General features: G+C 44.1%; 20 protein-coding genes. 17 read left to right on the top strand and 3 right to left on the bottom strand.

Annotated features, from left to right (window positions below; all coding sequences use genetic code 11):
• Nucleotides 1-189: 189 nt before the first annotated feature.
• The 6 genes from FGM00_RS18880 (at nucleotide 190) to FGM00_RS18855 (ending at nucleotide 10,316) form a co-directional block, all read left to right on the top strand.
• A complete protein-coding gene (locus FGM00_RS18880; RefSeq protein WP_138854413.1) occupies nucleotides 190-3,867 on the top strand; it encodes a T9SS type A sorting domain-containing protein in 3,678 nt (1,225 codons plus the stop codon).
• Nucleotides 3,868-4,029: 162 nt separating this feature from the next.
• Nucleotides 4,030-4,467, top strand: a complete 438-nt coding sequence (locus FGM00_RS18875; protein ID WP_138854412.1) for a hypothetical protein — start codon at nucleotides 4,030-4,032, stop codon at nucleotides 4,465-4,467.
• Between the two features lie 43 nt (nucleotides 4,468-4,510).
• Nucleotides 4,511-5,461 (top strand): carbohydrate kinase family protein, encoded by a 951-nt coding sequence (locus FGM00_RS18870; RefSeq protein ID WP_138854411.1) that lies wholly within the window; start codon nucleotides 4,511-4,513, stop codon nucleotides 5,459-5,461.
• Nucleotides 5,458-7,392, top strand: coding sequence for an amylosucrase (locus FGM00_RS18865; RefSeq protein ID WP_138854410.1), 1,935 nt, complete (start codon nucleotides 5,458-5,460; stop codon nucleotides 7,390-7,392). Before FGM00_RS18870 ends, FGM00_RS18865 begins: the two co-directional genes overlap by 4 nt.
• A 98-nt stretch (nucleotides 7,393-7,490) precedes the next feature.
• Complete coding sequence (locus tag FGM00_RS18860) at nucleotides 7,491-8,579, top strand: hypothetical protein (protein WP_138854409.1); 1,089 nt, start codon at nucleotides 7,491-7,493, stop codon at nucleotides 8,577-8,579.
• A 123-nt stretch (nucleotides 8,580-8,702) separates the two neighbouring features.
• A complete protein-coding gene (locus FGM00_RS18855; protein WP_138854408.1) occupies nucleotides 8,703-10,316 on the top strand; it encodes an alanine/glycine:cation symporter family protein in 1,614 nt (537 codons plus the stop codon).
• A gap of 20 nt (nucleotides 10,317-10,336) precedes the next feature.
• Here the strand turns inward: FGM00_RS18855 and FGM00_RS18850 are convergent, their stop codons facing one another.
• The 3 genes from FGM00_RS18850 to FGM00_RS18840 all read right to left on the bottom strand — a co-directional run bounded on the left by FGM00_RS18850 (nucleotide 10,337) and on the right by FGM00_RS18840 (nucleotide 13,211).
• Nucleotides 10,337-11,473 (bottom strand): ATP-binding protein, encoded by a 1,137-nt coding sequence (locus tag FGM00_RS18850; RefSeq protein ID WP_138854407.1) that lies wholly within the window; start codon nucleotides 11,471-11,473, stop codon nucleotides 10,337-10,339.
• Between the two features lie 94 nt (nucleotides 11,474-11,567).
• Nucleotides 11,568-12,320, bottom strand: coding sequence for an SDR family NAD(P)-dependent oxidoreductase (locus FGM00_RS18845; RefSeq protein WP_138854406.1), 753 nt, complete (start codon nucleotides 12,318-12,320; stop codon nucleotides 11,568-11,570).
• Nucleotides 12,321-12,338: 18 nt separating this feature from the next.
• Nucleotides 12,339-13,211, bottom strand: coding sequence for an aldo/keto reductase (locus FGM00_RS18840; RefSeq protein WP_138854405.1), 873 nt, complete (start codon nucleotides 13,209-13,211; stop codon nucleotides 12,339-12,341).
• A gap of 337 nt (nucleotides 13,212-13,548) precedes the next feature.
• Between FGM00_RS18840 and FGM00_RS18835 the strand changes: the two genes are divergently transcribed.
• The 11 genes from FGM00_RS18835 to FGM00_RS18785 all read left to right on the top strand — a co-directional run bounded on the left by FGM00_RS18835 (nucleotide 13,549) and on the right by FGM00_RS18785 (nucleotide 25,390).
• A complete protein-coding gene (locus FGM00_RS18835; RefSeq protein WP_138854404.1) occupies nucleotides 13,549-14,550 on the top strand; it encodes an AAA family ATPase in 1,002 nt (333 codons plus the stop codon).
• 164 nt (nucleotides 14,551-14,714) lie between these two features.
• Complete coding sequence (locus tag FGM00_RS18830) at nucleotides 14,715-15,581, top strand: DUF58 domain-containing protein (RefSeq protein ID WP_138854403.1); 867 nt, start codon at nucleotides 14,715-14,717, stop codon at nucleotides 15,579-15,581.
• Nucleotides 15,582-15,631: 50 nt separating this feature from the next.
• The gene (locus FGM00_RS18825) at nucleotides 15,632-17,248 is read left to right on the top strand and encodes a BatD family protein (RefSeq protein WP_138854760.1); all 1,617 of its coding nucleotides are present in this window, start codon (nucleotides 15,632-15,634) and stop codon (nucleotides 17,246-17,248) included.
• On the top strand, nucleotides 17,249-18,247 hold the full coding sequence (locus FGM00_RS18820; protein ID WP_138854402.1) for a vWA domain-containing protein: 999 nt from the start codon (nucleotides 17,249-17,251) through the stop codon (nucleotides 18,245-18,247). It abuts the gene before it with no gap.
• Nucleotides 18,244-19,290, top strand: a complete 1,047-nt coding sequence (locus FGM00_RS18815; protein WP_138854401.1) for a vWA domain-containing protein — start codon at nucleotides 18,244-18,246, stop codon at nucleotides 19,288-19,290. Before FGM00_RS18820 ends, FGM00_RS18815 begins: the two co-directional genes overlap by 4 nt.
• Nucleotide 19,291: 1 nt before the next feature.
• Entirely contained in the window at nucleotides 19,292-20,119 is an 828-nt protein-coding gene (locus tag FGM00_RS18810; protein WP_138854400.1) for a tetratricopeptide repeat protein, read from the top strand.
• 5 nt (nucleotides 20,120-20,124) lie between these two features.
• Entirely contained in the window at nucleotides 20,125-21,900 is a 1,776-nt protein-coding gene (locus FGM00_RS18805; protein WP_138854399.1) for a BatD family protein, read from the top strand.
• Nucleotides 21,901-21,968: 68 nt separating this feature from the next.
• A complete protein-coding gene (locus tag FGM00_RS18800; RefSeq protein WP_138854398.1) occupies nucleotides 21,969-22,727 on the top strand; it encodes an SH3 domain-containing protein in 759 nt (252 codons plus the stop codon).
• Nucleotides 22,728-22,787: 60 nt separating this feature from the next.
• A complete protein-coding gene (locus FGM00_RS18795; RefSeq protein ID WP_138854397.1) occupies nucleotides 22,788-23,075 on the top strand; it encodes a hypothetical protein in 288 nt (95 codons plus the stop codon).
• A gap of 68 nt (nucleotides 23,076-23,143) precedes the next feature.
• Nucleotides 23,144-24,718, top strand: a complete 1,575-nt coding sequence (locus FGM00_RS18790) for a SulP family inorganic anion transporter (RefSeq protein WP_138854396.1) — start codon at nucleotides 23,144-23,146, stop codon at nucleotides 24,716-24,718.
• A gap of 45 nt (nucleotides 24,719-24,763) precedes the next feature.
• Nucleotides 24,764-25,390, top strand: coding sequence for a carbonic anhydrase family protein (locus tag FGM00_RS18785; RefSeq protein ID WP_138854395.1), 627 nt, complete (start codon nucleotides 24,764-24,766; stop codon nucleotides 25,388-25,390).
• The last annotated feature ends 24 nt before the right edge of the window (nucleotides 25,391-25,414 follow it).

Raw genomic sequence — 25,414 nt, 5'->3', positions numbered from 1 at the left:
ACAGGGAACTCCATCAAAATAAAAGCATAATAAATTCAAACCACTTATAAGCGAACTCTTAAAACATACTGAATAACAGTGCTTTAAAAATTAAACAATGCATTTCGTCGATAAATCTGTGATTTGGACTACAATTTTAAGATTTTTTTAATATTTTAAGGGCTTTTAAATTACTAAAACTCACTCTATATGAAAACACTATTACCCCAAAAGACATTCCAATTTTTGGTTGCGCTGTGTCTTGCGTTTTTGACAACGCAGTTCGCCAATGGCCAAAAATTGAATCCGCCCCAAAAAGGCACGCCTCAAAAAGGCCATGCTCTTTACAAGCAATCCAAGATTTACGACAGTCAAACCGGCCCAACCGGCGTTCGGCCAACACCAGTTGGCGATCGAGCCTTGGATAGAATAAGCTACGAACAGCGTTTGCTTCAGAATCCTAAAACAAAAGAAATACCGAGTGGCATTAGCGCTTTAGAAGCGCTGTTTTCCGAAAAAATAACGGAACGCAGTCATGCTTCGGAAACTTCGAAAAAATCGAGCGAAATGTCGGCCAAAAGTAAATACTCCTATTGGGAAAATAGGGGTCCAGGCAATGTTGGTGGCCGTACAAGAGCACTCGCGATCGACAGACGAAACGAAAATACCATCTTCGCTGCCGGTGTCTCTGGTGGGCTCTGGCAGTCTCGCGATCTCGGGGCGTCCTGGAGAAAGGTAACCTTACCCTGGCAAGACCCCAGTATTACAGCGATAGTTCAAGACCCTCGGCGAGGCCGTCATAATACTTGGTATTATACTGCAGGAGAGCGCTTCGGAAACTCAGCCTCCGCATCTGGTGCCTTTTATGCCGGAACAGGTGTATTTAAATCAGTCAACAACGGCCGTTCTTGGTTTAGATTGAACGGTTCCAACGATGGAGATCTAAACACGATTTCTGCCTTCGATATCATACATAATATCGCTGTAGATCCTAAAAATGGTGACGTATATGTTGCTACCTTTGAAGGAATATACAGGTCCCAACAGGGCGGCCTGAACTTTGAACTTGTTCTACCCGGAGCAAGGGATAGTAAAACGGATATCTTGATAACCCCAGAAGGAAAAATTTACGCCACGGTTGATTTTTTCAGTGGTGAAGATTCCGGTTTCTTCGTTTCGGATAACGGTGACGAATGGACGAACATCACCCCTGCGGGAATCAGTCCTTTTTTCGGGCGTACCGTCATGGCTTTCGATCCTTCTGACGAAGAGAGAGTATACTTTTTCTCCTATGATCTACTTGAAGCACCACAAGCCTTTCTCTGGCGCTATCAGGCAGATGCTGCAACTCCTGAGGAGCAATGGGCAGACTTGAGTGCCAATTTACCCAACGACATTGGAGGACGAGCAGGAAATCTGAATCTACAAGGGGATTACAACATGATCATTAAAGTGCATCCTGCGAATCCGGATTTGATTTTCTTGGGTGGTACCAACCTTTATCGTTCAACGACAGGTTTTACTACTCCTGCAGGCTTTGAAAGCTGGATAGGCGGATACACGAACTTGGAAGATTCTTTTGCATTATATCCGAACCACCATCCTGACCAACACAATTTAGTCTTTTTACCGTCAGACCCCAACAGGGCCATTTCCTCAAATGACGGAGGTGTTCAGTTGACCGAAGATATTTCCGTTACAGATGCGTTTGTTACATGGCAATCTTTGAACAATGGTTATATTACCACACAACCATATGCCATTTCCTATGACCCGGAAGGTAACAGTGATGATTTATTGGCAGGTTTTCAGGACAATGGTACTTGGTTCACCAATTCCGATGATGTAAAGGATCCTTGGACCGAGGAATTTGGAGGCGACGGCTCATACAATGCTATTGCCGACGGCGGAAGAACCCGGTATGTATCCTCTCAGTTTGGTCGTGTTTTCCGGATAAATTATGACGAAAGCGGAGCTTTTGAAAGTTTCACTTCGGTACAGCCAGCAGGTGGTACCAACTTCGATTTTGTAGCTCCTTTTATATTAGATCCCGTTAACGACAATATAATGTATATGCCAGCGGGCGATCGCATGTGGAGGAATAACGATCTTGATGGCATTCCGCTGTTCGGATTTGCGCCAACAGATGTGAACTGGGTAGAGCAGAAAAAAACTATAACTCCTGATGGCTCATTGATAACGTCGTTGGACGTTTCGAAATTCCCCGTTGCGAACGTCTTGTACTATGGTACGAGTTCCGGCACGGTATATCGTGTAGAAAACGCGAACCTAGATGACCAAGAAGTCTTCGATATTTCCACAGGCCGGGGGCTTCCAGAAGGGAACATCAACAATGTTTACGTTGACCCGAAAAATCCTGACAGAGTTTTCGTTACATTCTCGAATTACGGTATTCCAAGTATTTTTATGACCCGTAACGCAGGAGACAGTTGGGTAGATATCAGTGGTAATTTGGAGGAAAATCGCGACGGGTCCGGGAACGGTCCTTCCGTACGCTGGTTCGGTATGAATGGTAGGAACGACGGATATTTCGCCGCTACGAGTACGGGTCTCTATTTCACCTATCAACTGCGAGGTCGAAATACCAAATGGTTCAGAGAGCCGATACGTATCGGAAACGGTGTGGCGGTTCAGGTGAAGACCCGGGCCGATGGTTTCGTAGCTGCTGCTATTCACGGGAATGGGGTATATAGTGCTAATTTCTTTGTTCGGCCCAGACCGGAGCCCACGTTAAGCGTGGCCTATTTGCTACCGGACAAAACCGTCCCTGTAAATTTTGAACCTTTCGAGGTCGATATTACCGATTTATTCGTGTCGACCAAAAGAAGGCCGAACATCGATATACAAATAACGAACAGCAATCCAGGAGTAGTAAACGCTATCATAGATGGAAATACGTTAAAAGTATTCCCATTTGCCCCGGATGTTCAGGGAAGTGCGGCCATCGGGCTTATCGCTTTTTCCGGTAGGGAACAGGTTTCCGAAGGTTTTACGGTTAATGTTATAGAACCTGCGCTCTACGATCAATCCGGCTCGGTAACGTTTAGCGCTCCTTCCCAAAACTTTTTAGATTTAGGCCTCGTCGTACAGGCGGCAGATGATTTCACTGTTCCCGCGGGCGCAACTTGGACCGTAGAGAAGTTGATCGCCAATGGCGAGGGAGGAAATGCACCGTCGATAACCGATGCTACAGTTGTCATTTACGAAGACAATGGTGGGCTGCCCGGAGCGGAAGTTTACAATAGCGGCTCGATTACTCCGACCTCGGAGCCAGACGTCTATGATTTAAATCTGGAACTCCCAGAGGCACTTGAATTGGGCGAAGGTTCTTATTGGTTATCCGTTTATACTAATCTTGCCTTGTCGGAAGAACAATTTCAATGGGCTTGGTCTACGCAGAGTACCGTTGTAGGCAATGAAGCAGTGTTACGTGATGATGGCGTATTCTTTGAAGGTATTACCGATTGGACCCCGCAATCGATTGTCTATGATTTTACCCCTGAAGATCAGGTGTTCCAAATTTTCGGTACTGCCCAAGAGCTCAGTAGCCCAGAAGAAACGGTAGCCACCAGTATCGCAGACGATAAATTAGGTAGTCAAGAGCTTGCAGAGGTGGATACCAAAGCCGTATCGGCAGTTTGGCCCAACCCCTCGACCAATGAGTTTTTCTTTTCACTACCCGATAATGTTGATAAGAAAGTAACCGCAAGGGTGTACAACATACTCGGTCAAATGGTCTACGAAAGGGCCGATGTTGATGCAACACGAACTTTCTCTTGGGATGCGGCCGAAGCTCCTTCAGGACTTTATTTGGTTAAGATTACCGGAGCAAGAACCAACAATAGTTTTAGTATTGTAAAGCAATAGGCAATACTTTTTAATTGATTTTAAAAGGCGTGAAAACTAATCTTCACGCCTTTTTTTATATGTTATGGCATCTTATTTGCTTTGTTTACCGTAAATTTAAAAGACACTCCAAATTTAATTAATGCTGCAGTTTTACTGTAGAAATTTCTAAACCCCTTAGAGATGAAATACTTGCTCTTCGCTACTTTGATTGTATCATCGTTTGGCTGTCAAACAACAAGTCCGAGCGTACAAGATCAGGAAAACAATATTGAAACGGGAATTGAAAACGATGCTGTAGAAAGTCCTACTTCGGTCACCACAGCCAACCCAGGGGAAATAAACTTTACCTTGGAAATTTTGGAAAGTTTCACCACTTCAAAGGAAATTTGTGGTGTGCGGCGGGAAAATGTTTTGAAGGTCAGAGTAATTGAAGTTACGGAAAAAGCAATGGGTATGTCCCATATACCCAACGCGAACGATGAAATCTTGCTGAATTTTATAGTCTTGCCGCGTGATTTAAACCCTACCGTTCAACTTGAGGTAAGGGCGAAGGAGTTCTTATGCCTCGATGCCTCAAAGAGTTACTTTACCGTTATTTCCCATAAAATTTTGGAATAGCACCTGTTTTGTATTTACCTTACGACACCATTAATGCCATTCAATGAAAAAAGTATTCTGTATTGGTGAACTATTGATTGATTTTGTTGCTGAAAATCAAGGCAGTGATCTTTCAAAAGCTACCATTTTCACCAAAAAACCAGGAGGTGCTCCCGCGAATGTTGCCTGTGCCATTGCCAAATTAGGAGGCACTAGTTCCTTTGTCGGTTGCGTTGGCAATGACCCGTTCGGAAGTTACCTGCTCAATGTGCTGAAAGAAAATCATGTAGACGTTTCCTTGGCGCAGCGCTCGAAGACCTTCACCACCTTGGCCTATGTTTCCCTTTCCGAAAATGGTGAGCGTGATTTTGTATTTAGTCGCGGGGCCGATAAAGAACTTCAGTATGATTCCTCCCTAAAAAAGGATATTAAAGGAAATATGTTGCATTTGGGCGCGGCAACTGCTCTGCTTGGCGGCCCATTGGAAAAAACATACGGGCGGTATTTCTTCGATGCGCTAACACAAGGTGCCTTCATCAGTTTCGATCCCAATTTCAGGGGTGATCTTTGGAAAGAAGAGGAAGACCTTTTCATCAAAAAGTGCATGCCGTTTATCGAGAAATCCCATTTGGGAAAATTCAGTCTGGAAGAGGCCCGATTATTATCAGGAAAAACCGATTTAAATGCGTGCTGCGATATCCTACACGAGATAGGCACTAAAATAATTGCCATAACGCTTGGGGCCGAGGGAACGTTGCTGAGTACCGCAAACAGCAAACTGACTATACCGAGTGTCTCGGTAAAACCGGTAGACACTACCGGAGCCGGTGATGCTTTCATCGGCTGTTTGTTACAGCAAATTTCCACGCTCAAAGACACCGAGACCATTTTGGAAAATACCGATTTATTGGTGAAGATGGTCGAAAATGCCAACAAGGCCGGTGCGATCACCACAACAAATTTTGGAGCAATACCGTCGTTGCCTACCCAAGAACAACTACGTGCCCTAGTATGAACCAAGCTTTTTTACACCGTTATATCGCATCAACGCACAGCGACTCTAAAGAAAACCCCGATTTTGACAAACTTTTTGAACTACGGCTGGCGACCAACCTCACCTTGATCAAAGAATTGTTTTTTTCACTCTATCCGGAGAAGAACCATTCTGAATCGTTCGAAGAACTGCTCTCGGTACTCCCATCGCTTTTCAAAGAAAGACCGGCACCCCTGAAACGGCAGGATAACGAACGTCTACATATTGGAAATTGGTATCAATCGTCGCAACTTGCCGGTATGCAGTTGTACGTAGACCATTTTAACAAAGACCTCAAGGGCCTGACCAACAAACTTGAATACTTCGAGAAACTAGGTGTGAATTTTTTACACCTCATGCCCATTACGCCAAGACCTAAGGGAGAGAACGACGGCGGATACGCGGTAAATAGCTACCATGAGGTAGACAAACGGTATGGTACTAAAAAAGATCTTTTAACCCTTACGGAACAAATGCGCAGCAAAGACATGATCCTTATGCTGGATTTTGTTGCCAACCATACCTCGAATGAATTCCCCTGGGCCAAAAAAGCCATGGGGGGAGATGCCAAATATCAAAACTATTACCATGTGTATTCTGACAGGACAATTCCCGACGCGTTCGAAAAAACGCTTCCCGAAATTTTTCCGATAACCTCGCCTGGCAATTTCACCTATGACCCAAAAATGAAAAAGTGGGTTATGACCGTTTTCAATGACTACCAATGGGACCTCAACTATTCCAATCCCGAGGTGTTTATCGAAATGCTGAAAAATTTGGTGCAGTTGGTCAATCTTGGGGTAGATGTGATTCGGTTGGATGCCTTGGCCTTCATGTGGAAAAAACTGGGTACTACATCCCAGAACCTACCAGAAGCACATGCGCTGATCTCGCTCTTCAGGTTGTGTCTGCAAGTGATTGCCCCGGGAGCGATTTTTTTAGCTGAAGCGATAGTCGCCCCAAAAGAAATCATTAAATATTTTGGTACGGGAAATACGAAAGGCAATGAGTGCGAGGTCGCCTACAATGCCACATTAATGGCTTTGCTCTGGGATGCGATTGCCACTAAAAAGACCATACTCCTTTATAAAAACCTTCAAAACCTTCCCGCAAAGCCCGATGAGGCTACGTGGATCAATTACATTCGCTGCCATGACGATATCGGCCTTGGTTTCGAAGACCATTATATCGACGAAGTCGGGTGGGATGCCAAAAGTCATCGCAGATTTCTTTTGGATTATTACTGTCAAAACATTGAATGGTCTCCGGCCAGAGGAGCGGTCTTCATGTACAATCCCAAAACCGGTGATGGAAGAATTACGGGCAGTTGCGCTTCGTTATTAGGGTTGGAAAAGGCCCTTGAAGAGAAGGATAGGGAAAGTATTGAAACTGCTGTTGCTAAAATTATCATGATGCACGCCATTATCCTATCCTATGGGGGCATACCTCTTATCTATGCCGGTGATGAAATAGGCGCGCTGAACGACTATTCATATTTACAGGACGTCGATAAGAAAGAAGATAGCCGTTGGGTCAATAGACCGCAACAAGACTGGGAGGCAATAGACAATTTAAAGGATAGTAAGGCTTACCCATCCCGAATTTTCTTTGCGTTGCAAAAATTGATCCGAATACGAAAGCAACAAACTTCATTCGCTGACAATAATAACACGGTATTCTATAATATTCACAACCCCCATATATTCGGCTACGAAAGAACGGCGAGCCAAGGAGAGGGTGTTTTGATTATCTGTAATTTCAGCGAATCGATACAAGAAGTCGATGCGCTGATGTTAGGCCCCTATGGCGCTAAGAACAAACCCAAGAACCTGATAACGGGAAGAACTGTTACGTTCTCAAAAGAAAAATTAACGCTAAAGCCCTATCAAATACTCTGGTTGCAGAACACATAGCTGCACCTTCTAAAGTGGGTTTAAATATCTCCAAAGACCTTTTCCTTATATTTGAGACTGACCGAGACTGCCCCATGGCGCTCTTTGCACTTTAGTCTATGACGAACTATGAAATCATTTCGTTTTACGGATGGTGGCAATTCGCAGTATGCCTGTTTGCTTTCGTTGCGCTATTGGCGGTTTGGTGGCATATCGGGAAACGGCAAAATGATTTTGGTCAGGTATGGCTAGCCTTATCGGTCTTGTGCTGGAGTATCTCGGGACTTCTGGAGGTGATTTTCACGGAAATCGCTCCCGAATCGGAAAATCTACGGGAAGGATGGCGCAGTATTTTATCGTTGTTCAATAGTCTGTTCATCCTACTCGCGCTGCCGTGGTTTCGCTACTTGCCGAAACCTCTGAAACAAATCATCAAATCAAGGTACTGGACCTATATCGTTGGGCTGCCCTTTTTGTTCTCGCTTCTCCCTACCATCAATAAAATGGTGTCGGGAAGGGCGATAATCGTCATTAGCGAACTGGATGTGTACTACGCTTTTCTGACGTTGGGCTTCTTGGGATATGTGCTCTGGGAATCGTTTGCCAAACGCAGGTTAAAAGCCCTGGCTTGGTTATCGTTGCTATGCATATTGATTACCCTGATTGCCCAGTTGTACAAATTAACCGATTCTTCTATCAACCTTCCCCTATTCTCGGCAATATTCAAAACCTGCCTTATCATGATTTTTTTCGCACTGGCCTTAAGTTGGGTCAAAGAGTTATCGGAAAGCGTGATTCCCATTGCAGAACGATTGAAAATCAAGTTCATCAGCCAAAATCGTTCCGATGGTAAGAGAGCCTCTATTGTTTCCTTTAAGGGGTTTCCTGGAAATACGGAACGAAACATCAACCTGACCCCGGCTCTTTTCAATCTATTTCTAAAATTTGCCGAACGCCGAAAAAATACGGCCGAAGCCTGGCTTGAGATTAAGCCAAAAAATGCCGTTGCTTCTAAAAGGGAATATGACATCAATGACCATAATCAAATAAAAAGATTGCTCTTCGCACTATTGGACGGTCTATTTGGAAAAGGGAACTGGACGCAGGACCATCATCTAAAGCCTCTAAAAGAGTCGCTTTTCGAGATGTCTGCACAGCGCGAGCGCAAAATTCGCTTGGCCGTTCCTTCGGAGAACATTTCCCTCTAAATACTGGTAAAATCCCATTTTTGTCGGTACTGCTTTTACTGACATTTTCAAATTATTTCCGACTTCGTATTTTGTTATGATTCCTTTACTGCATCTTGGGTATTCGTATCCAAAATATGCATCATGTCAACAAACCGATCTATACTTTTATTTTTCCTTTTTGCTATTTTTCCTTTGACCAGTACTGCCCAAACAATCGGTTTTGACGAACGTCTGAACGAAGCCTTTATGCCCATTGCGATTTGGTGGGAAAACCTGATTTTTACCGAAATTTCAATATTTGGTTTCAGCATTCCTATAATTCTCATCCTACTGCTTTCCGGTGCACTCTTTTTTACGTTCTATTTTGGTTTCGTGAATGTCAGGCATTTTCCGACTGCTATCCAGGTAGTTCGCGGGAAATTTGACCATCTTGAAAAATCCGCTACGCTTTTAAAAGCACAAACCAATGATATTGAGGGTGATTTGGTCGATACCATCAAAGATGAAAGTCATTATGGAGAGGTAAACCATTTTCAAGCGCTGGCCACTGCGGTTTCGGGAACGGTAGGTTTGGGAAATATCGCCATGGTAGCCGTAGCCATATCGATTGGAGGCCCCGGTGCTACTTTTTGGATGATCGTTGCCGGATTGCTGGGGATGAGCTCGAAATTCGTCGAATGTACCTTGGGCGTAAAATATCGTGATATCGACGCGAAGGGCAACGTGTATGGTGGCCCCATGTACTATTTGTCGAGAGGCCTAAAAGAACAGGGGTTTACGTATTTCGGGAAAGTCTTGGGTATGCTTTTCGCCTTGCTTTGCGTAGGGGCGTCTTTTGGCGGAGGCAATGCGTTTCAGACCAATCAGGCCGCTGCCCAAATAATCGAACGCTTCGGATTTGAAGGGTCTGCCTCGGGAAGTATTGTGGGACTTATTTTTGCGATTTTGGTCGGTATCGTGATTATCGGAGGTATCAAACGCATCTCAAAAGTAACCGAGAAAATAGTGCCTTTTATGGCAGCCCTATATGTGGGCGCAGCGCTCTTCATTATCTTTTCGAATATTGGTTTCGTCGACGACGCTTTTTCATTGATTATCTCTGAAGCCTTTACACCCCGCGCAACGATTACCGGAGGTTTTATCGGGGTCATGATACAGGGTTTCCGCCGTGCCGCCTTTTCGAACGAGGCCGGTGCCGGTTCTGCGGCCATTGCCCATGCCGCGGTCAATACAAAATTTGCGGCATCGGAGGGTCTAGTCGGGCTATTGGAACCTTTTATCGATACCGTTGTCATCTGTACTATGACCGCCCTTGTCATTATCATGTTCAATATTGACGGCGCATTCATATATGGCGATGTGCTCAACGGACAGGCGCTATTGACAGATGGTAGCAGGGCGGGCGGGGTGAACTTGACCTCGCTTGCCTTTGACCATGCCATTCCCGGTTCGTCCTACGTGTTGGTGGTTGCCGTAACCTTGTTCGCCTTCTCGACCATTTTATCCTGGTCGTATTATGGTCTACAAGCATGGAAATTTCTGTTCGGAAGGGGCCGCCTAATCGATTTGACCTATAAAGTTATTTTTCTGATTTTTACCGTTCTGGGCGCTGCGGTAACCCTCGATGCGGTCATCAAGTTTTCCGATGCCATGATTTTGGCCCTGGTTTTCCCAAATATGATCGGACTCTTGTTCCTGTTCCCAAAGGTGAGGGAAGAACTAAAAAAGTATTTGAATGCTATTCGCAAAGGATGATTTTCCTGAAGGGTCTCGTTTCAGCTGTATTTTACCTTCCTTAAAATTCGTAACGACTCTTTTAAGGTGAGGTAAATTTCAGGATTTTCGTTTTTTAAAAGAGACCGTCCTATTTCCATTTGCTCCTTGGCCTCTTCGAAGCCGTTCAGATAACAAATAAGATATGTATCGGGCAGGTGTTCTAAATCATTCTGCTCGGATGGTTTTAAATCTATCTTTTTTTTGATCTTTTCCAACAAGGAATTGTTGGTATTGTAAATGTGGTGCAAGGTCTTCTTGTCGTACTGTGGCGGGTCGAAAATAAGGTCGCTCTGAATCTGATAGGTACCATTATCGTTGAAAGTGATGACCACCTTTTCCAACGGATAGTATTTCTGCCTTTTGGCCAAACCCAGTTGCACGTATTCGATAGTGGTAAACGAATGTTCGTCATATGAAATGGTAACCTCGTCCAAGGTGGAATAGAACAATTTCACCTGCTCGTTGATCAACTCGATATCCACGCGGGAAAAATAGGTCTCGTTCTTTACTTTCTTTTTGTTCCCGGCCCAACACACCACAAATTGCTCTTTAAACACCTTGTAACTACTTTCCATATCGGGGTGGCGATTGTTGATAAAATCGATAACCCCATCCAAGGTTAATTCAATATTGTTCTTGGCATGCTGCTCAATATTGGCAACGGCATTATCGTTCCTGTTTTTAAGCTCGATATCATATGCTTTGGGCAAACTGATGCTTCCCTCCCTGAAAAACACCATGCCGCCGTAATATTTCCAGATATTCTTCCGTAGCGCACAAACCTTCCCATTCGATTTAATGGTGACCAAACCCACGACCTTACCCTCCGGCAAGTGCGGAAAAGGGATGTTTTCATAGGAAATTAGTGGTGGATTATCAAGATATGCATTCACCAGATTCTGGATTTTACTATCATCGAAAAAATCGACGCCCACAATCTTATTGTCCTCATCCTCTACCCCGACCACGATAAAGGAATTGTTATTGGGATTGCTGTTCGCCAAAGCGCAAACGTGTTTTAAGAACTTGGCCTTCCCTTCTTTCTGGCCAATATCGATAAATCGCTTTTTATCATAAAAACTGTTCTCGTCGTTGTGCGCGAGCAGGTTTTTTACGAGAAGGCGTTTGTTGATCACGTGTATGGTGTTCGGTACCTACCTATAGTAGGTGAATTTGGAAAATATGCCATTTTTTTTATGGTTGAACCCCCTTTTTCGGTGGATAGCTTCATCAACCTTTATTTACGATAGTCGAAGATGCCTGCGCGGTCGACATGACCACCAAATCGGCAATGTTTACATGATAGGGGCGGGTAACGACAAAGTGAATGATGTCTGCTACGTCCTCTGGTTTTAAGGGTTGGTACCCTTCATAAACTGCTTTCGCCCTTTCGGTGTCTCCCTTAAAACGGACTTCACTGAATTCGGTTTCTACCAATCCCGGGTTCACGGCACCAACACGTATACCATACTGGTTCAAATCTATCCGCATACCTTGGTTGATGGCATCGACGGCATATTTACTCGCGCAGTAGACGTTGCCTTTGGGATATACCTCTTTCCCGGCAGTGGAACCGATATTGATGATATGGCCCTCTTTTCGTGACACCATCTGGGGAAGTACCGCTTTTGAAACGTAAAGCAAGCCCTTAACATTGATGTCTAACATGGCATCCCAGTCGTCAAGATTTCCGTCTTCAATAGGGTTCAACCCATGCGCATTCCCAGCATTGTTAATAAGGATATCGATTGTTGAAAAAGGTTCGGGCAAGCCTGATATCGATTTAAAAACGGCTTCCTTGTCGCGAACATCAAAATTCAAGGTGGCTACACTTGTTTTCTTTCCCAATTCCTCCTCCATTTCATCGAGACGTTCTTGCCGTCTACCGCATAAGATCAAACGAAATCCATCTGCGGCAAGACGTTCTGCGGTCGCCTTTCCAATACCACTTGTGGCCCCTGTTATCAAAGCACATTTGTTCATACGTATCATTTTTAGTTGTTATGCCACTTCATGGCCCCTACTTGCTTCCAGCAAAATATACCAATCGGTCAATTCCATAGCTATCTGTTGGGCCGCGATAGCATTTTTTAGGCGTGACTTCGTTGTTGTACCCACTACAGGATGTATTTTCGAAGGATGTTTCAGCACCCAGGCCAACAATAACTGATCTTCCGTAGCCCTGTATTTTTCCTTCATTTTTTGCATTACCTTTTGAATTCGCAATGCCCGCTCGGCTTTCTCTTTAAAAAATGATCCCAACGGGCTCCAGGACATCATCATTCGATCATGGGTAATGCTATCATCCAAACATCCATTATTCATCGCATCGTTTGCCGTTAATGAAAATTCGATTTGATTGGAAGCTACGGGAATCGCTTTTTCGAGCATCGCAATCTGTGAGGGGGTAAAATTAGAAACCCCAAAGTCCCTGATTTTGCCATCATTCCGCAGTCGCGTTATCGCCTCTGCGATAATTTCAGGATTCATCAACGGGCTAGGGCGGTGTAACAATAACATATCAATATAGTCGGTTCTCAGATTTTGAAGTGAGCGTTCTACCGAACTAATGATATAGGCCGCCGAATACTCATAATGCTTTATCACATTCGGGCGGACTTCCGAGTGCATTTGAATACCACATTTGGTAATCAGTTGAATACGTTCACGTGCAATTTTACTTTCGGCGAAGGCCTTTCCAAAATCGTTTTCCGTAGTGTAGCCGCCATAAATGTCGGCATGATCAAAAGTCGTAATTCCGATTTCCAAGGCGTATTCGAGCATATCGATAATTTGTCGGCTAGAGAATTTCTTGTCCCAAATGCCCCAATTCATGCAGCCTGAAATTATTCTTGAGTACGTAGTTTCTTCCATTTATTAGTGTTCAGATCGTTTCTATTGAACCATGCATAAAAATTCAAATCAGATTCGTATTCCTCGAATATCCACAAAATATTTTGATGCTATTCATTTCAGATTTGTCGGCTATTTCGCTCTTCCATTTTCAAGGCACACGGCCATTAAAGCAGGCGAATTTTACAAGGGGTTGAAATTAAAAAGAATTCCCTTAAAAACTTCATAAAAATAGGGGCTTCGGACAATTTTTAACCAATCGTTAACAGCAAACCAGTGAATAAATTTTCAATTTGCGTCACCGTTTGATACAGTTCGAAAACCAAACCAATAAAAACCAAAATCCAATAATTTATATATGGAAGAAAATACCACTGTGGATATTAGCGCCGTGAACGAAAAAATTGCCCAAGAAAGTGCTTTTATCGACCTTCTGATTTTAGAGATGAACAAGATCATCGTGGGTCAAAAACACATGGTCGAACGCCTGCTCATAGGGCTATTAGGACAGGGCCATATTCTTTTGGAAGGTGTTCCAGGACTTGCAAAGACACTGGCCATCAATACGCTTTCGAAGGCTGTAAAAGGCAGTTTTAGCCGAATTCAGTTTACTCCGGATCTCTTGCCTGCCGATGTTGTCGGTACAATGATCTACAATATGAAAGTAAACGATTTTTCTATAAAGAAAGGTCCGATTTTCGCCAATTTCGTATTGGCAGATGAAATTAACCGTGCTCCCGCCAAGGTTCAGTCCGCTCTCTTGGAAGCCATGCAGGAAAAACAAGTGACCATAGGGGATCAAACCTTCGTTCTCGACAAGCCTTTTCTGGTTATGGCCACGCAAAACCCGGTCGAGCAGGAGGGTACTTACCCTTTGCCTGAGGCCCAGGTTGACCGTTTTATGCTCAAGACCGTTATCGATTATCCGAAGATGAACGAGGAGCAAATGATCATGCGTCAAAATTTGAACGATGCCTATGAAGCCGTAAACCCGGTGGTGAGTATCGACCAGATTTTGAGTGCGCAGAAGGCTGTTAGGGATGTTTACATGGACGAGAAAATAGAAAAGTACATTCTTGATTTGGTTTTCGCGACCCGCTATCCCGAAAAATACAATCTAGAAAGCCTGAAACCACTCATAAGTTTCGGTGCCTCGCCAAGGGGTAGTATCAATCTCGGAATAGCCGCCAAATGCTATGCCTTTATCAAACGTAGGGGCTATGTGGTGCCCGAGGATGTGAGGGCAGTCGTACATGATGTACTTCGCCATCGCATCGGGATTACCTACGAAGCAGAGGCCGAGTACATCACTTCCGAGGAAATCATCAACAAGATCGTTAACGAGATTGAAGTACCTTAGCCCCTTTAATCCCCCTTTTGGAGGCTTTCTTTTTGGGTGCTATACGTTTTTCTATTGTGAAAAGCGTCTAAATCAATTATAACTACTGACCAATTAAGACCACAGTTAACACAAATTAGACACGCCATAGACTCCTCTCCTGAGGGGAGGTCGGGTGGGGCCACATGGATACCAAGGAACTACTTAAAAAAGTACGTAAAATCGAGATCAAGACGCGCCGTCTTTCCGACCATATTTTTGGTGGGGAATATCATTCTACCTTTAAAGGTCGAGGAATGACGTTTAGCGAGGTACGCCAATATCAATTCGGTGATGATGTACGTAGTATCGATTGGAACGTGACCGCACGGTACAACGAACCTTTTGTAAAGGTTTTTGAGGAAGAACGCGAACTTACCATGATGTTGGTCGCAGATGTCAGCGGCTCGGAACTCTTCGGTACCACCAACCAATTCAAAAAAGAGATTATTACCGAAATATCGGCTACCTTGGCCTTTTCAGCCTTACAGAACAACGATAAGGTGGGTTTAATGCTATTTTCAGATACGGTAGAATTGTTTATTCCGCCTAAGAAGGGAAAAAGCCATGTGCTACGTATTATTCGGGAGCTATTGGAGTTTAAACCGAAAAGTAACAAGACCGATTTGTCGGAGGCACTTAAGTTTCTCAGTAGCGTCCTTAAAAAGAAGGCCATCGTTTTCGTGCTTTCGGACTTTATTGCGAGCGACTACGAAAAGACCTTGAAAATCGCAGGCAATAAGCATGATGTAACCGGTATTCGGGTTTTTGACGAAAAGGAAGAATCCATTCCCAATTTGGGCATGGTGCAGATGCAGGATGCCGAAACCGGAAAAGTGCAGTTGGTGAACACCCAATCCAAAAGCGTTCGAATGGCTTACGGTCAATACCATCGAGAACGAGTAGACTATTTTCGGGAAACCTTTACCAAATCTGGCTGTGGTACTTTAAGCTGTAGGGTAGATGAAAGCTACGTTAAAAAGTTACTGAGGTATTTCAAAAGAAGAGGGTGATGCGAAGTACAAGCTATGAAGTGCTAACAAAGAAGTCGGCCGCTCTGGTGATGCGATGTCTCGTCATGGGCTTATTTTTGCTCTACGCTTCAAACGCATATACCCAAACCACCCCGAAAATCGCTTCGGAGGTCGATACCACCTTTATAAAAATCGGAGAGCAGGTTACCTTTAAGGTCACGGTCGAGGTAGACTCTACCGCGCAGGTTATCTTTCCGGACGGACAGACGTTTTCTCCCTTGGAGACCGTTGAAGCATCCGATACCGATACGGTACTACGCCAAAAGGAACGGATGACACTCTTAAAAACCTATGCTTTAACGCAGTTCGATTCCGGGGCCTACAAACTTCCAACCCAACGCATTGAAATAGATGGCAAAGGCTATTTTACCGATTCGCTCATGATCAATGTGGCCACCGTTCCGGTAGACACCTTGAAACAGCAAATGTTCGATATCAAACCTTTGATTCAGGTGGAACGGACCAGTGGGTCGTATTGGAAACTTCTTTTGGGTATTTTAGGGGCCTTGCTACTGATTGCAGGTTTGTTCTATTGGTTCGTGTTCCGTAAAAAACCCTTATCAGAAGCTGAAAAAGAGGCTTTGCTGCCGCCCTACGACAGGGCTTTGATGGAGTTGAAAAGATTAGAGAACTCCCGCTACTTGATTCAGGACGAATACAAACAGTACTATTCGGAACTTACCGATATCGTCCGTTCCTATTTAGAGGAAGACGTGCATGTTAGTGCTTTGGAGAGTACTACCGACCAACTCATCGAAAAGTTAGAACTGCTAAAAGATTCCGGGGAACTCGAACTCGACACGGAAACCATAGTGCAGTTCAAGAAAATTTTGCAAACTGCCGATTTGGTCAAGTTCGCCAAATCGAAACCCGATACCTTGGTCGCCGAACAAGATCGAAAAACCATCGAGCAAATCGTGGTAAAAACCCATGATGCCCTACCAGAGCCGACTGAAGAAGAATTAATGCAACAGGCCGAATATCAGGAAGAATTTATGCGCCGTAAGCAACGTAAAAAACTCGTAATCGGTATTGTAGTGTTGTTCGGGGTGCTCTTTACGGGTGCTGCGATCGCAGTGGCCAACTACGGTTTTAGCTATCTGAAAGATTCCATTCTGGGCCATCCGACCAAGGAACTTCTCGAAGGGGAATGGGTGGCAAGTTCGTACGGATTTCCACCTATTGTTTTAGAGACGCCGAAGGTACTGGTACGAAAACAAATTGAGCTTCCTGAGGAAGCCCAAAAGGCAATAAAGGAATTGCAAGCCTTCGAGTACAGTAGTCAAGTAGGACTTTTCGATATCGGCGTTAGTTCTGTCACGTACAAAGAGCCCATAGAAGCACCAATAGATCAGACTATTGAACAGTTGCTGCAAACTTTTCAGGCAGCGGGGGCGAAAAACATTATTACCAAAGACGACGTGTTCACGACGATAAGCGGCGTAAAAGGGACACGCGTTTATGGTAGCGGTAAATTCAAGTCACCATCATCGGAGGAATTGATCAAGGGGAAATATGAGATTTTGGTCTTTGGGGCCAAAGGTTTTCAACAGACCATCGGCATCACTTATCTCGAAGACGATGCCTACGCGCAGCAAATCGTAGACCGTATTAAAAACACCTTAGAAGTAAAACTGGAATTATAAATGTTTACAGATATCGATTTCGCGAACCCGGAGTTTTTTTGGCTGCTATTGTTGCTGCCTCTGGCCGTGCTTTGGTATTTTTTGAAACGAAAAGACCAGAATGCATCTCTCAAGATTTCGAGTGTTGGCGGGTTTGCCAAGCAAGGTTTGCTTCCCAAGCTGAAACCGTTATTGTTTTTCTTTCGCCTTCTGGCTTTGGCAGCGATAATCGTTGCCATGGCCCGGCCACAAACAGAGGATATTTCCACGCGGACAAAAACAACCAAAGGAATCGATATCGTCATGGCAATAGACGTTTCCTCAAGTATGCTGGCCCGTGACCTTAAGCCCAACCGCCTATCTGCTCTTAAGAAAGTAGCCGCAAACTTTATAAAAAAACGGCCGAACGATCGCATCGGCTTGGTGGCATATGCGGGCGAGGGCTACACAAAAACACCGATCACCAGCGACAAGTCCTTGGTATTGAACGCGCTTCGTGAAATCACCTATGGCCAACTTAGCGATGGTACCGCTATCGGAATGGGCTTGGCGACTTCGGTGAACCGCCTTAAAGAAAGCAAGGCCATTAGTAAAATCATTATTCTATTGACCGACGGAGTCAACAACATGGGGTTTATAGAACCGCAGACAGCGGCCGATCTTGCCGTTGAATTTGGTATAAAAACCTATACCATCGGCCTGGGCTCGAATGGAAATGCGCTTACGCCTGTCGCCTACAATGCCGATGGCTCGTTTAGATACGGCTTGCGACAAGTAGAGATAGATGAGAAATTATTAGAGGACATTGCCAAAGCTACGGGCGGAAAATACTTTAGGGCTACCAATAACAGCAAGTTGGAAGAGATATACGACGAAATCAACAAATTGGAAAGAACCGAGATTGAAGAGTTCAAATATTACAAATACGAGGAAAAGTTCAGGCCTTGGATATTTTTGGCGGGTGCTTTGTTGTTGTTGGAATGGCTGCTACGCCATACCTTATTCAGAAGTTTCATATGATTCAGTTAGACGAAAAAATATACTTTTATTTGCTCGCTGTCATACCAGTGATGGTTCTGATTTTCGTGTTGTTGCAACTATGGAAAAGTCGTACTCGAAAAAAGTTCGCAAAAGGGAAATTGCTCAAAAGGCTAAGTCCGGACCGGTCTAATTTTAAAAGCACCTTGAAGCTTTTGTTCTTTCTCTTGGGGATTACTTGTTTGATTGTGGCGCTCGTGAACCCCAAAATGGGCACGAAACTTGAAACGGTAAAACGGGAAGGTGTTGATATCGTATTCGCCGTAGACGTCTCTAAAAGTATGTTGGCCGAAGATATCGCCCCGAACCGTTTGGAAAAGGCAAAACGAATCGTTTCGGAAATCATAGGTGAACTGGCCAGCGACCGTGTGGGCATTATCGCTTACGCCGGACAAGCATACCCCCAACTGCCGATTACGACCGATTATGGTGCGGCAAAAATGTTCCTGCAAAGTATGAATACCGATATGCTTACTTCGCAAGGTACCGCCATAGATGCAGCCATCGAGCTTGCCGGAACCTATTATGACGATGAGGAACAGACCAATCGTGTGCTGTTTATCGTTTCCGATGGGGAAGACCATTCCGAAGGTTCGACCCTGGGTGCTGTCGAAAAAGCGGCGGAAGCAGGTATTCGAATATTTACAATCGGAGTGGGAAGTACCAAAGGGGCGCCTATCCCACTAAAACGCAACGGCATCGTTGAAAGTCTTAAAAAAGACGGACAAGGTGAAGTGGTGATCACCAAGTTGAACGAGACGGTTTTGACCGATATCGCCGATGAGGGTGAAGGAGAATTCATAAATGGTGCCAATACCGAGGAGGCCGTAGATTACATCAAAGATCAGTTGTTGCAAATGGACAAAAAGGAGTTCGAAGCCAAACAAATAGCCGATTTCAAAGACCAATTTCAATGGTTTTTGGGTGCAGGGCTTTTATTTCTATTTTTAGATGTATTTGTATTGGATAGGAAAACCAAATGGCTGCGAAAACTCAATCTGTTTAATGAAAAAGCTATAGACTAATATGAAACGATTCGTTCTTTTTATTTTTTTAGCGGGAAGTTTTGCTTCTGCGCAAGAAGATGATGCCGTTAAAGCACAGGAGAAAGCCCTCCGGGAGTCTAAAAATCTCACATACGAAGGTAACCAAGAGCTGACAACGAATAAGTTTATCGAAGCCGAAGTTGAATACCGAAAGGCGATAGCCAAAAGTGATCAAAACGCTGTAGCACCCTACAATTTGGGTAATGCCTACTACAACAACGCTACCTATAGCGAAGCGTTCGGCCGCTTTAAACAGGCAGGTGAGCGCGCTAGCGAAAAGCCCGAAAAGCACAAGGCCTATCACAATATGGGCAATGTTTTCATGAAAAGAAAGGAATACGAGAAAGCGGTCGAGGCTTACAAGCAGGCGCTCCGCAACAACCCAAAAGACGAGGAAACCCGCTATAATCTGGCACTGGCCAAGGAAATGCTGAAAAAGGACCAGCAGAACCAAGATCAGAACAAAGACGATAAGAACGAGGACGAAAAGGATAAGAAGGACGATAAAAAAGACGGGGATAATAAAGAAGAAAACAAAGACCAGCAGGATAAAGGGGACGAAGGCGATCAAAAAAAGGAAAACGAAGAGGAAAACAAGGAAGGTGATGGAGATAAAAAAGAGGAGCAGAAAAATAAGCCCAAAGAAGGCGATGAGAAGGAAGAACAGCAGCGTCGCCCCAATCAATTGAGCAAACAACAGATTCAAAATCTATTGGAGGCCATGCAGCAAGAAGAGAAAAAAGTGCAGCAAAAAATCGACGCCAAAAAAGTGAAAGGCGTTAAAGTGAAGAACGAGAAAGACTGGTAAGTGCAATGCAATTGAAAAAGTACATCTGTTTACTGCCTTTACTCTTGCTTGCGTTCTTAGCTAAGGGGCAGGACGACGATGGCATCACGTTCGAGATGCGCCTGAGCAAGGATAAGTTGGGAATAAACGAACGATTACGGGTTGATTTTACGATGAACAAAGACGGGGATAATTTTACCCCTCCGGATTTTAAGGGTTTCAAAGTGGTCATGGGGCCATCACAGTCGATCAGTTCTTCGTGGTACAATGGGGTACGAAGTTATTCAAAGACCTATTCCTATACCGTGTCCCCAACGGCCAAGGGTAATTTCTCCATCGGCCAAGCATCTATCGTCATTGATGGCAAAACGTACAAATCAACACCAAAAAAAGTAGTAGTTACCGAGGCGGTCGACCGACCCAATGGCCAAGTTACTGCAGACGATATCGCCGACGAACATCTGCATCTAGTGGCCGAGGTTTCCAATTCGAATCCTTATTTGAATGAGGCGATCAGTGTAGTCTACAAGCTTTACGTCAGCAATTCGATAAGTGCATCAAGTGACCGTACCATCGATATTCCGAAATACGAGAATTTCTGGAGCCAGGATATTACCCGAACGAACGAACCTGTTCGGAACGATACCTATAAAGAAAAGCCCTATCGCTCCAAAGTCTTTAAAAGGGTGGTGCTGTATCCCCAAAAATCCGGTAAACTCGAAATAGAGCCCTTTACTATAGAAATGCGGGTGGACGTGCCCACGAGCCGACGCGATTTCTTTGGCAGACCAGTATACGCCTCAACCACCAAGGTCGTCTCGGCCGGTAGGCGCACGATTACCGTTAAACCATTGCCTGAACAAGGTAAACCGGTCGATTTTACCGGGGCGGTAGGAGATTTCGATTTTAAGGTGACTACAAATAAGACGAGCCTCAATGCATCCGAGTCGTTGCAAGCAGATGTGGAGGTCAGTGGTAAAGGAAACCTAAAACTGTTTCAGCTCCCAGAGCCTAGTCTACCGAGCGCTTTGGAAGTATACGATCCAGAATTCAAAGAGAGTGTTCGGACTACGATTTCGGGTTCGCAGGGAAAAGTCGGTAATAGCTACACCATCGTGCCGTCGTTTCGCGGAAAATACCCGATACCTCCCATTTCGTTCAGTTACTTTAATCCGAATACCGAAAAATACAACACGCTTAAATCGGAAGAGATCATTATCAATGTCACCTCGGGGCCCTCTAACGACAATGACCCGTCAGGCACGGTTTCCAATAACAAGCAGACCGTAACGACCACGGGAAATCAATTCAATTTTATCAAATTAACTCCCAATCTCTCGGCCATAGGTTCAAATTACTTTTTCAATACAAGCTGTTTTTATTTGTGGTGGTTGTTGCCCTTGCTACTTATTCCACTTGCTATTGTAATACGAAATAAAAGGGAAGCCCGGGCGGGTGACGTTACCGGAAACAGGCTACGTAAGGCAAACCGATTGGCGCGAAAGTATCTCTCGGCCGCCAAGAAGACCTTGGGAGATAAGGATGCGTTTTATGTCGCACTGGAGAAGGCCCTGCATAATTATTTAAAAGCGAAATTGAAAATCGAAACTTCCGAATTCAGTAAGGATAAAATCGCTTCGCTGCTGCAGGAGAAGAAAGTAGATGACAGCACAAAGGATGGCTTTATCGGCCTCTTGAAAAATTGTGAGATGGCCCGATATAGTCAATTTTCAAAAGTTCAGATGCAACAGGATTACGATTTGGCCAGCGAAGTTATCTCAACAATGGATAAGCAACTGTAATAGAGATACTATTTGCTTCCCTGTTGACCAAGGCATAGCGGCTGATAACTTAAATACCGTAATAGTACGTGAAACGAATAACATTCATATTGATTCTTTTAATCGGCCTTTCGGCGGTTGGGCAAAACGAAGCACTTTTCGAAGCGGCCAATAAAGCTTATAATGAAGGAGAATATACTGCATCCATAGCGCAGTATGAAAAGATTTTGGAGCAGGGACAGCATTCCGCCGAACTCTATTACAACCTCGGCAATGCGCATTACAAACTCAATCAAATTGCCCCGAGCATCTATTACTACGAAAAAGCGCTGCTCTTAAAACCAAACGACCCGGAAATCAAAAACAATTTAGCTTATGCCAACAACATGACATTGGATGCCATAGATACCATGCCGGAAATGGGTTTCTCGAAATTCTATAACAGAATAGTACGTTGGTTTACTTTTGACCAATGGGCCTATCTAGGAGTGTTCAGCATGCTATTATTCGTATTGCTCTATATCGTTTTTTACTTTTTTCATGATGCTACACGAAAACGCATCGCTTTTATTTTGAGCTTAATCGGTTTATTGGTGTCCATTTTTGCGGTGGCTATGGCATTCGTAAATTATGCTGACTTTAATAGCAACCAACCGGCCATCGTCTTCGATAATGAAATAGCTGTGCGCTCCGAACCCAACGAGCGCGGAGAGGGAATTTTTATTCTACACGAGGGTACGAAAGTAAATGTACTCGAATCGCTCAATGGTTATCAAAAAATTAAGATTGCGGATGGTAAGACCGGATGGCTCCCAAAAGAAAGTATTAAACTGTTGAAGGATTTTTAGTTATTCCTTAACGAGGAAATCCTTCGAATAATGCTATATTTGTTATCTATCATTTTCTAAATGAGACCGCCCATCATAATCGTCTTATCCTTTTTCTTGGCCACCGCAATAATGGCCCCTGCCATAATTACTATTTCTGGAATGGACAACGTCAACGGATTTGTATTGGATTTAGGCGAGGAAGAAGAAAAAAAAGAGGTCGTAGAAAAAGATTTCCTCTTCAGTTATGAACCTTATTTCCCTTCTGCATTTTGCATTACCGATTCTGCGATGTCCTCTTTTTATTTGGAGAGAAACTACTGCTTTTTGAAAACCATTGTACTTCCTCCTCCGGAAAGCATTTCGTGATTATCAATATCAAAAATTCTAATTGACTAACCATCCTTGATGTTTTATCGGGGAAAAAATTACATTATATGTTCAAACATTTGAAGAACGACTTGCCGGCAAGTATCGTTGTTTTCTTTGTCGCCTTACCTTTATGCTTGGGTATTGCATTAGCTAGTGGGGCACCTTTGTTCTCGGGCCTTATCGCTGGTATCGTAGGTGGTATCGTAGTAGGAGCCTTAAGTGGCTCGCAAATTGGTGTCAGTGGTCCAGCGGCAGGTTTGGCCGCCATCGTCCTTGTCGCTATCGATGATTTAGGCTTTCAGATCTTTTTATCCGCTGTAGTCATAGGCGGGGTCATTCAATTGATATTCGGAATCGCCAGATTGGGCATTATCGGATATTATTTCCCAAGTTCCGTAATCCGCGGTATGCTTACCGGGATAGGTATTATTATTATACTAAAACAGATTCCGCACTTTTTCGGTGACGACGACGACCCAGAGGGCGATTTTGCTTTCTTTCAAATTGATGGGGAAAATACGTTTTCTGAAATAATCAATGCCATAGGCGATCCGAGTCTCGGGCCTACCCTTATTGGTTTCACGGCGTTGGGAATTTTAATTTTGTGGAGTAATGTCCTTATCAAGAAAGGCAAATTTTTTGAACTGGTTCAAGGGCCCTTGGTCGCAGTTGTGGTAGGCATTGTTTATTACGTGATGACAAAAGGAACCGAGTATGGTATAGCAGCCGAACATTTGGTTTCCTTGAGCGAGGATCGCGAAACCGACACTTTACTCACCCAGTTTACGACTCCGGATTGGAGTCAGGCATTTACCACACCGGTTTTAATAACGGCTTTTACCATTGCACTCGTCGCCAGCTTAGAGACGCTGCTCTGTGTAGAGGCCACGGATAAGTTGGATCCCGAAAAAAGGGTGACACCCACCAACCGTGAGCTTTTGGCGCAGGGAGCTGGAAACATCATTTCGGGTTTTATCGGCGGTCTGCCTATTACACAGGTAATCGTTCGATCTTCGGCGAATATTCAATCTGGAGGAAAAACCAAGGTCTCGGCCATCGTACATGGTTTTTTACTGATTATCTCGGTCGCGACCATCCCCTTTTTGTTACAGATGATTCCGCTTTCCGTTTTGGCGGCGGTACTTTTCATTGTCGGTTACAAATTGGCAAAGCCTTCCACCTTTAAGGCAATGTATAAAGGTGGTTGGAAGCAATTCGTACCGTTCATCGTCACCGTTTTGGGAATCGTTTTTACCGATTTGCTCAAGGGGCTTGCTATGGGACTGGCCGTAGGAATTGTAATAGTACTTTACAAAAGTTACAAAAATTCCCATTTTCTTCATATGGAAAACGAAGACCCTACCGATGGTAAAATAAAGATGACCCTTGCCGAAGAAGTAACCTTTTTTAACAAAGGGGCCATCCTCAAAGAATTGGATGCCCTCCCTGAAAATAGCTTCTTGGAACTTGATGTCAGAAAAACAAGATATCTGGACCCCGATATTATCGAAATACTGGATGATTTTAATGCAAAGGCGCGCAATCGAAATATCACCATTCAATTGGTTTCGGAACGCGGTACGGTTGAAAATCCCGACAGTTTTATAGATTTTTTCAGGTTAAGACCTTTAGAAAAATAGGCAGGGCACAAAACGATTTTTTAATTTTATACTAAACAGAAGTATATGAAAGCACATACAAAAGATACACAAGCGGCGATTTCGCCGGATATGGCAATCGAATTGCTGAAAGAAGGAAATCAAAGGTTCGTTGCGAACAAACAAGCCGGGCGCGATCTATTGGAACAAGTAGGGGATACCGCCTCTGGACAATACCCCTTCGCTACGATTTTAAGTTGTATCGATTCCAGGGTTTCGGCAGAATTGATTTTTGATCAGGGAGTTGGAGACATCTTTAGCGCCAGGGTCGCCGGTAATATCGTAAACGAGGATTTATTGGGGAGCATTGAATTCGCCTGTAAACTGGCTGGAACAAAAATTCTCGTCATCTTAGGCCATACGGCTTGCGGAGCGGTGAAAGGGGCCTGCGACGATGCTAAATTGGGTAACCTGACGATTTTATTGGATAAAATAAAACCAGCGGTAAATGCCGTTTCGGAACCCTCGGACACCGGCCTTCGAAATTCAAAGAATATCGACTTTGTAAATCGCGTTGCAGTAAAAAATGTGCACATGACCATTGAGAATACGAGAAATATGAGTCCGGTACTAAAAGAGATGGAAGATGAGGGTGAAATAAAAATCGTAGGTGCCATGTATGACATCAACAACGGTAAGGTTACTTTTTTATAGTGAACTACCATTGGTAAGGTCTTA

Source organism: Aggregatimonas sangjinii, from assembly GCF_005943945.1.
Taxonomy (GTDB): domain Bacteria; phylum Bacteroidota; class Bacteroidia; order Flavobacteriales; family Flavobacteriaceae; genus Pelagihabitans; species Pelagihabitans sangjinii.
Note: the sequence above shows the minus strand (reverse complement) of the source record. Positions and strands in the feature narration are given on the sequence as shown.

Coding starts and splice junctions, on each gene's coding strand:
- FGM00_RS18880 (WP_138854413.1), top strand. CDS start 190: ATGAAAACACTATTACCCCAAAAGACATTCCAATTTTTGGTTGCGCTG.
- FGM00_RS18875 (WP_138854412.1), top strand. CDS start 4,030: ATGAAATACTTGCTCTTCGCTACTTTGATTGTATCATCGTTTGGCTGT.
- FGM00_RS18870 (WP_138854411.1), top strand. CDS start 4,511: ATGAAAAAAGTATTCTGTATTGGTGAACTATTGATTGATTTTGTTGCT.
- FGM00_RS18865 (WP_138854410.1), top strand. CDS start 5,458: ATGAACCAAGCTTTTTTACACCGTTATATCGCATCAACGCACAGCGAC.
- FGM00_RS18860 (WP_138854409.1), top strand. CDS start 7,491: ATGACGAACTATGAAATCATTTCGTTTTACGGATGGTGGCAATTCGCA.
- FGM00_RS18855 (WP_138854408.1), top strand. CDS start 8,703: ATGTCAACAAACCGATCTATACTTTTATTTTTCCTTTTTGCTATTTTT.
- FGM00_RS18845 (WP_138854406.1), bottom strand. CDS start 12,320: ATGAACAAATGTGCTTTGATAACAGGGGCCACAAGTGGTATTGGAAAG.
- FGM00_RS18840 (WP_138854405.1), bottom strand. CDS start 13,211: ATGGAAGAAACTACGTACTCAAGAATAATTTCAGGCTGCATGAATTGG.
- FGM00_RS18835 (WP_138854404.1), top strand. CDS start 13,549: ATGGAAGAAAATACCACTGTGGATATTAGCGCCGTGAACGAAAAAATT.
- FGM00_RS18830 (WP_138854403.1), top strand. CDS start 14,715: ATGGATACCAAGGAACTACTTAAAAAAGTACGTAAAATCGAGATCAAG.
- FGM00_RS18825 (WP_138854760.1), top strand. CDS start 15,632: ATGCGATGTCTCGTCATGGGCTTATTTTTGCTCTACGCTTCAAACGCA.
- FGM00_RS18820 (WP_138854402.1), top strand. CDS start 17,249: ATGTTTACAGATATCGATTTCGCGAACCCGGAGTTTTTTTGGCTGCTA.
- FGM00_RS18815 (WP_138854401.1), top strand. CDS start 18,244: ATGATTCAGTTAGACGAAAAAATATACTTTTATTTGCTCGCTGTCATA.
- FGM00_RS18810 (WP_138854400.1), top strand. CDS start 19,292: ATGAAACGATTCGTTCTTTTTATTTTTTTAGCGGGAAGTTTTGCTTCT.
- FGM00_RS18805 (WP_138854399.1), top strand. CDS start 20,125: ATGCAATTGAAAAAGTACATCTGTTTACTGCCTTTACTCTTGCTTGCG.
- FGM00_RS18795 (WP_138854397.1), top strand. CDS start 22,788: ATGAGACCGCCCATCATAATCGTCTTATCCTTTTTCTTGGCCACCGCA.
- FGM00_RS18790 (WP_138854396.1), top strand. CDS start 23,144: ATGTTCAAACATTTGAAGAACGACTTGCCGGCAAGTATCGTTGTTTTC.
- FGM00_RS18785 (WP_138854395.1), top strand. CDS start 24,764: ATGAAAGCACATACAAAAGATACACAAGCGGCGATTTCGCCGGATATG.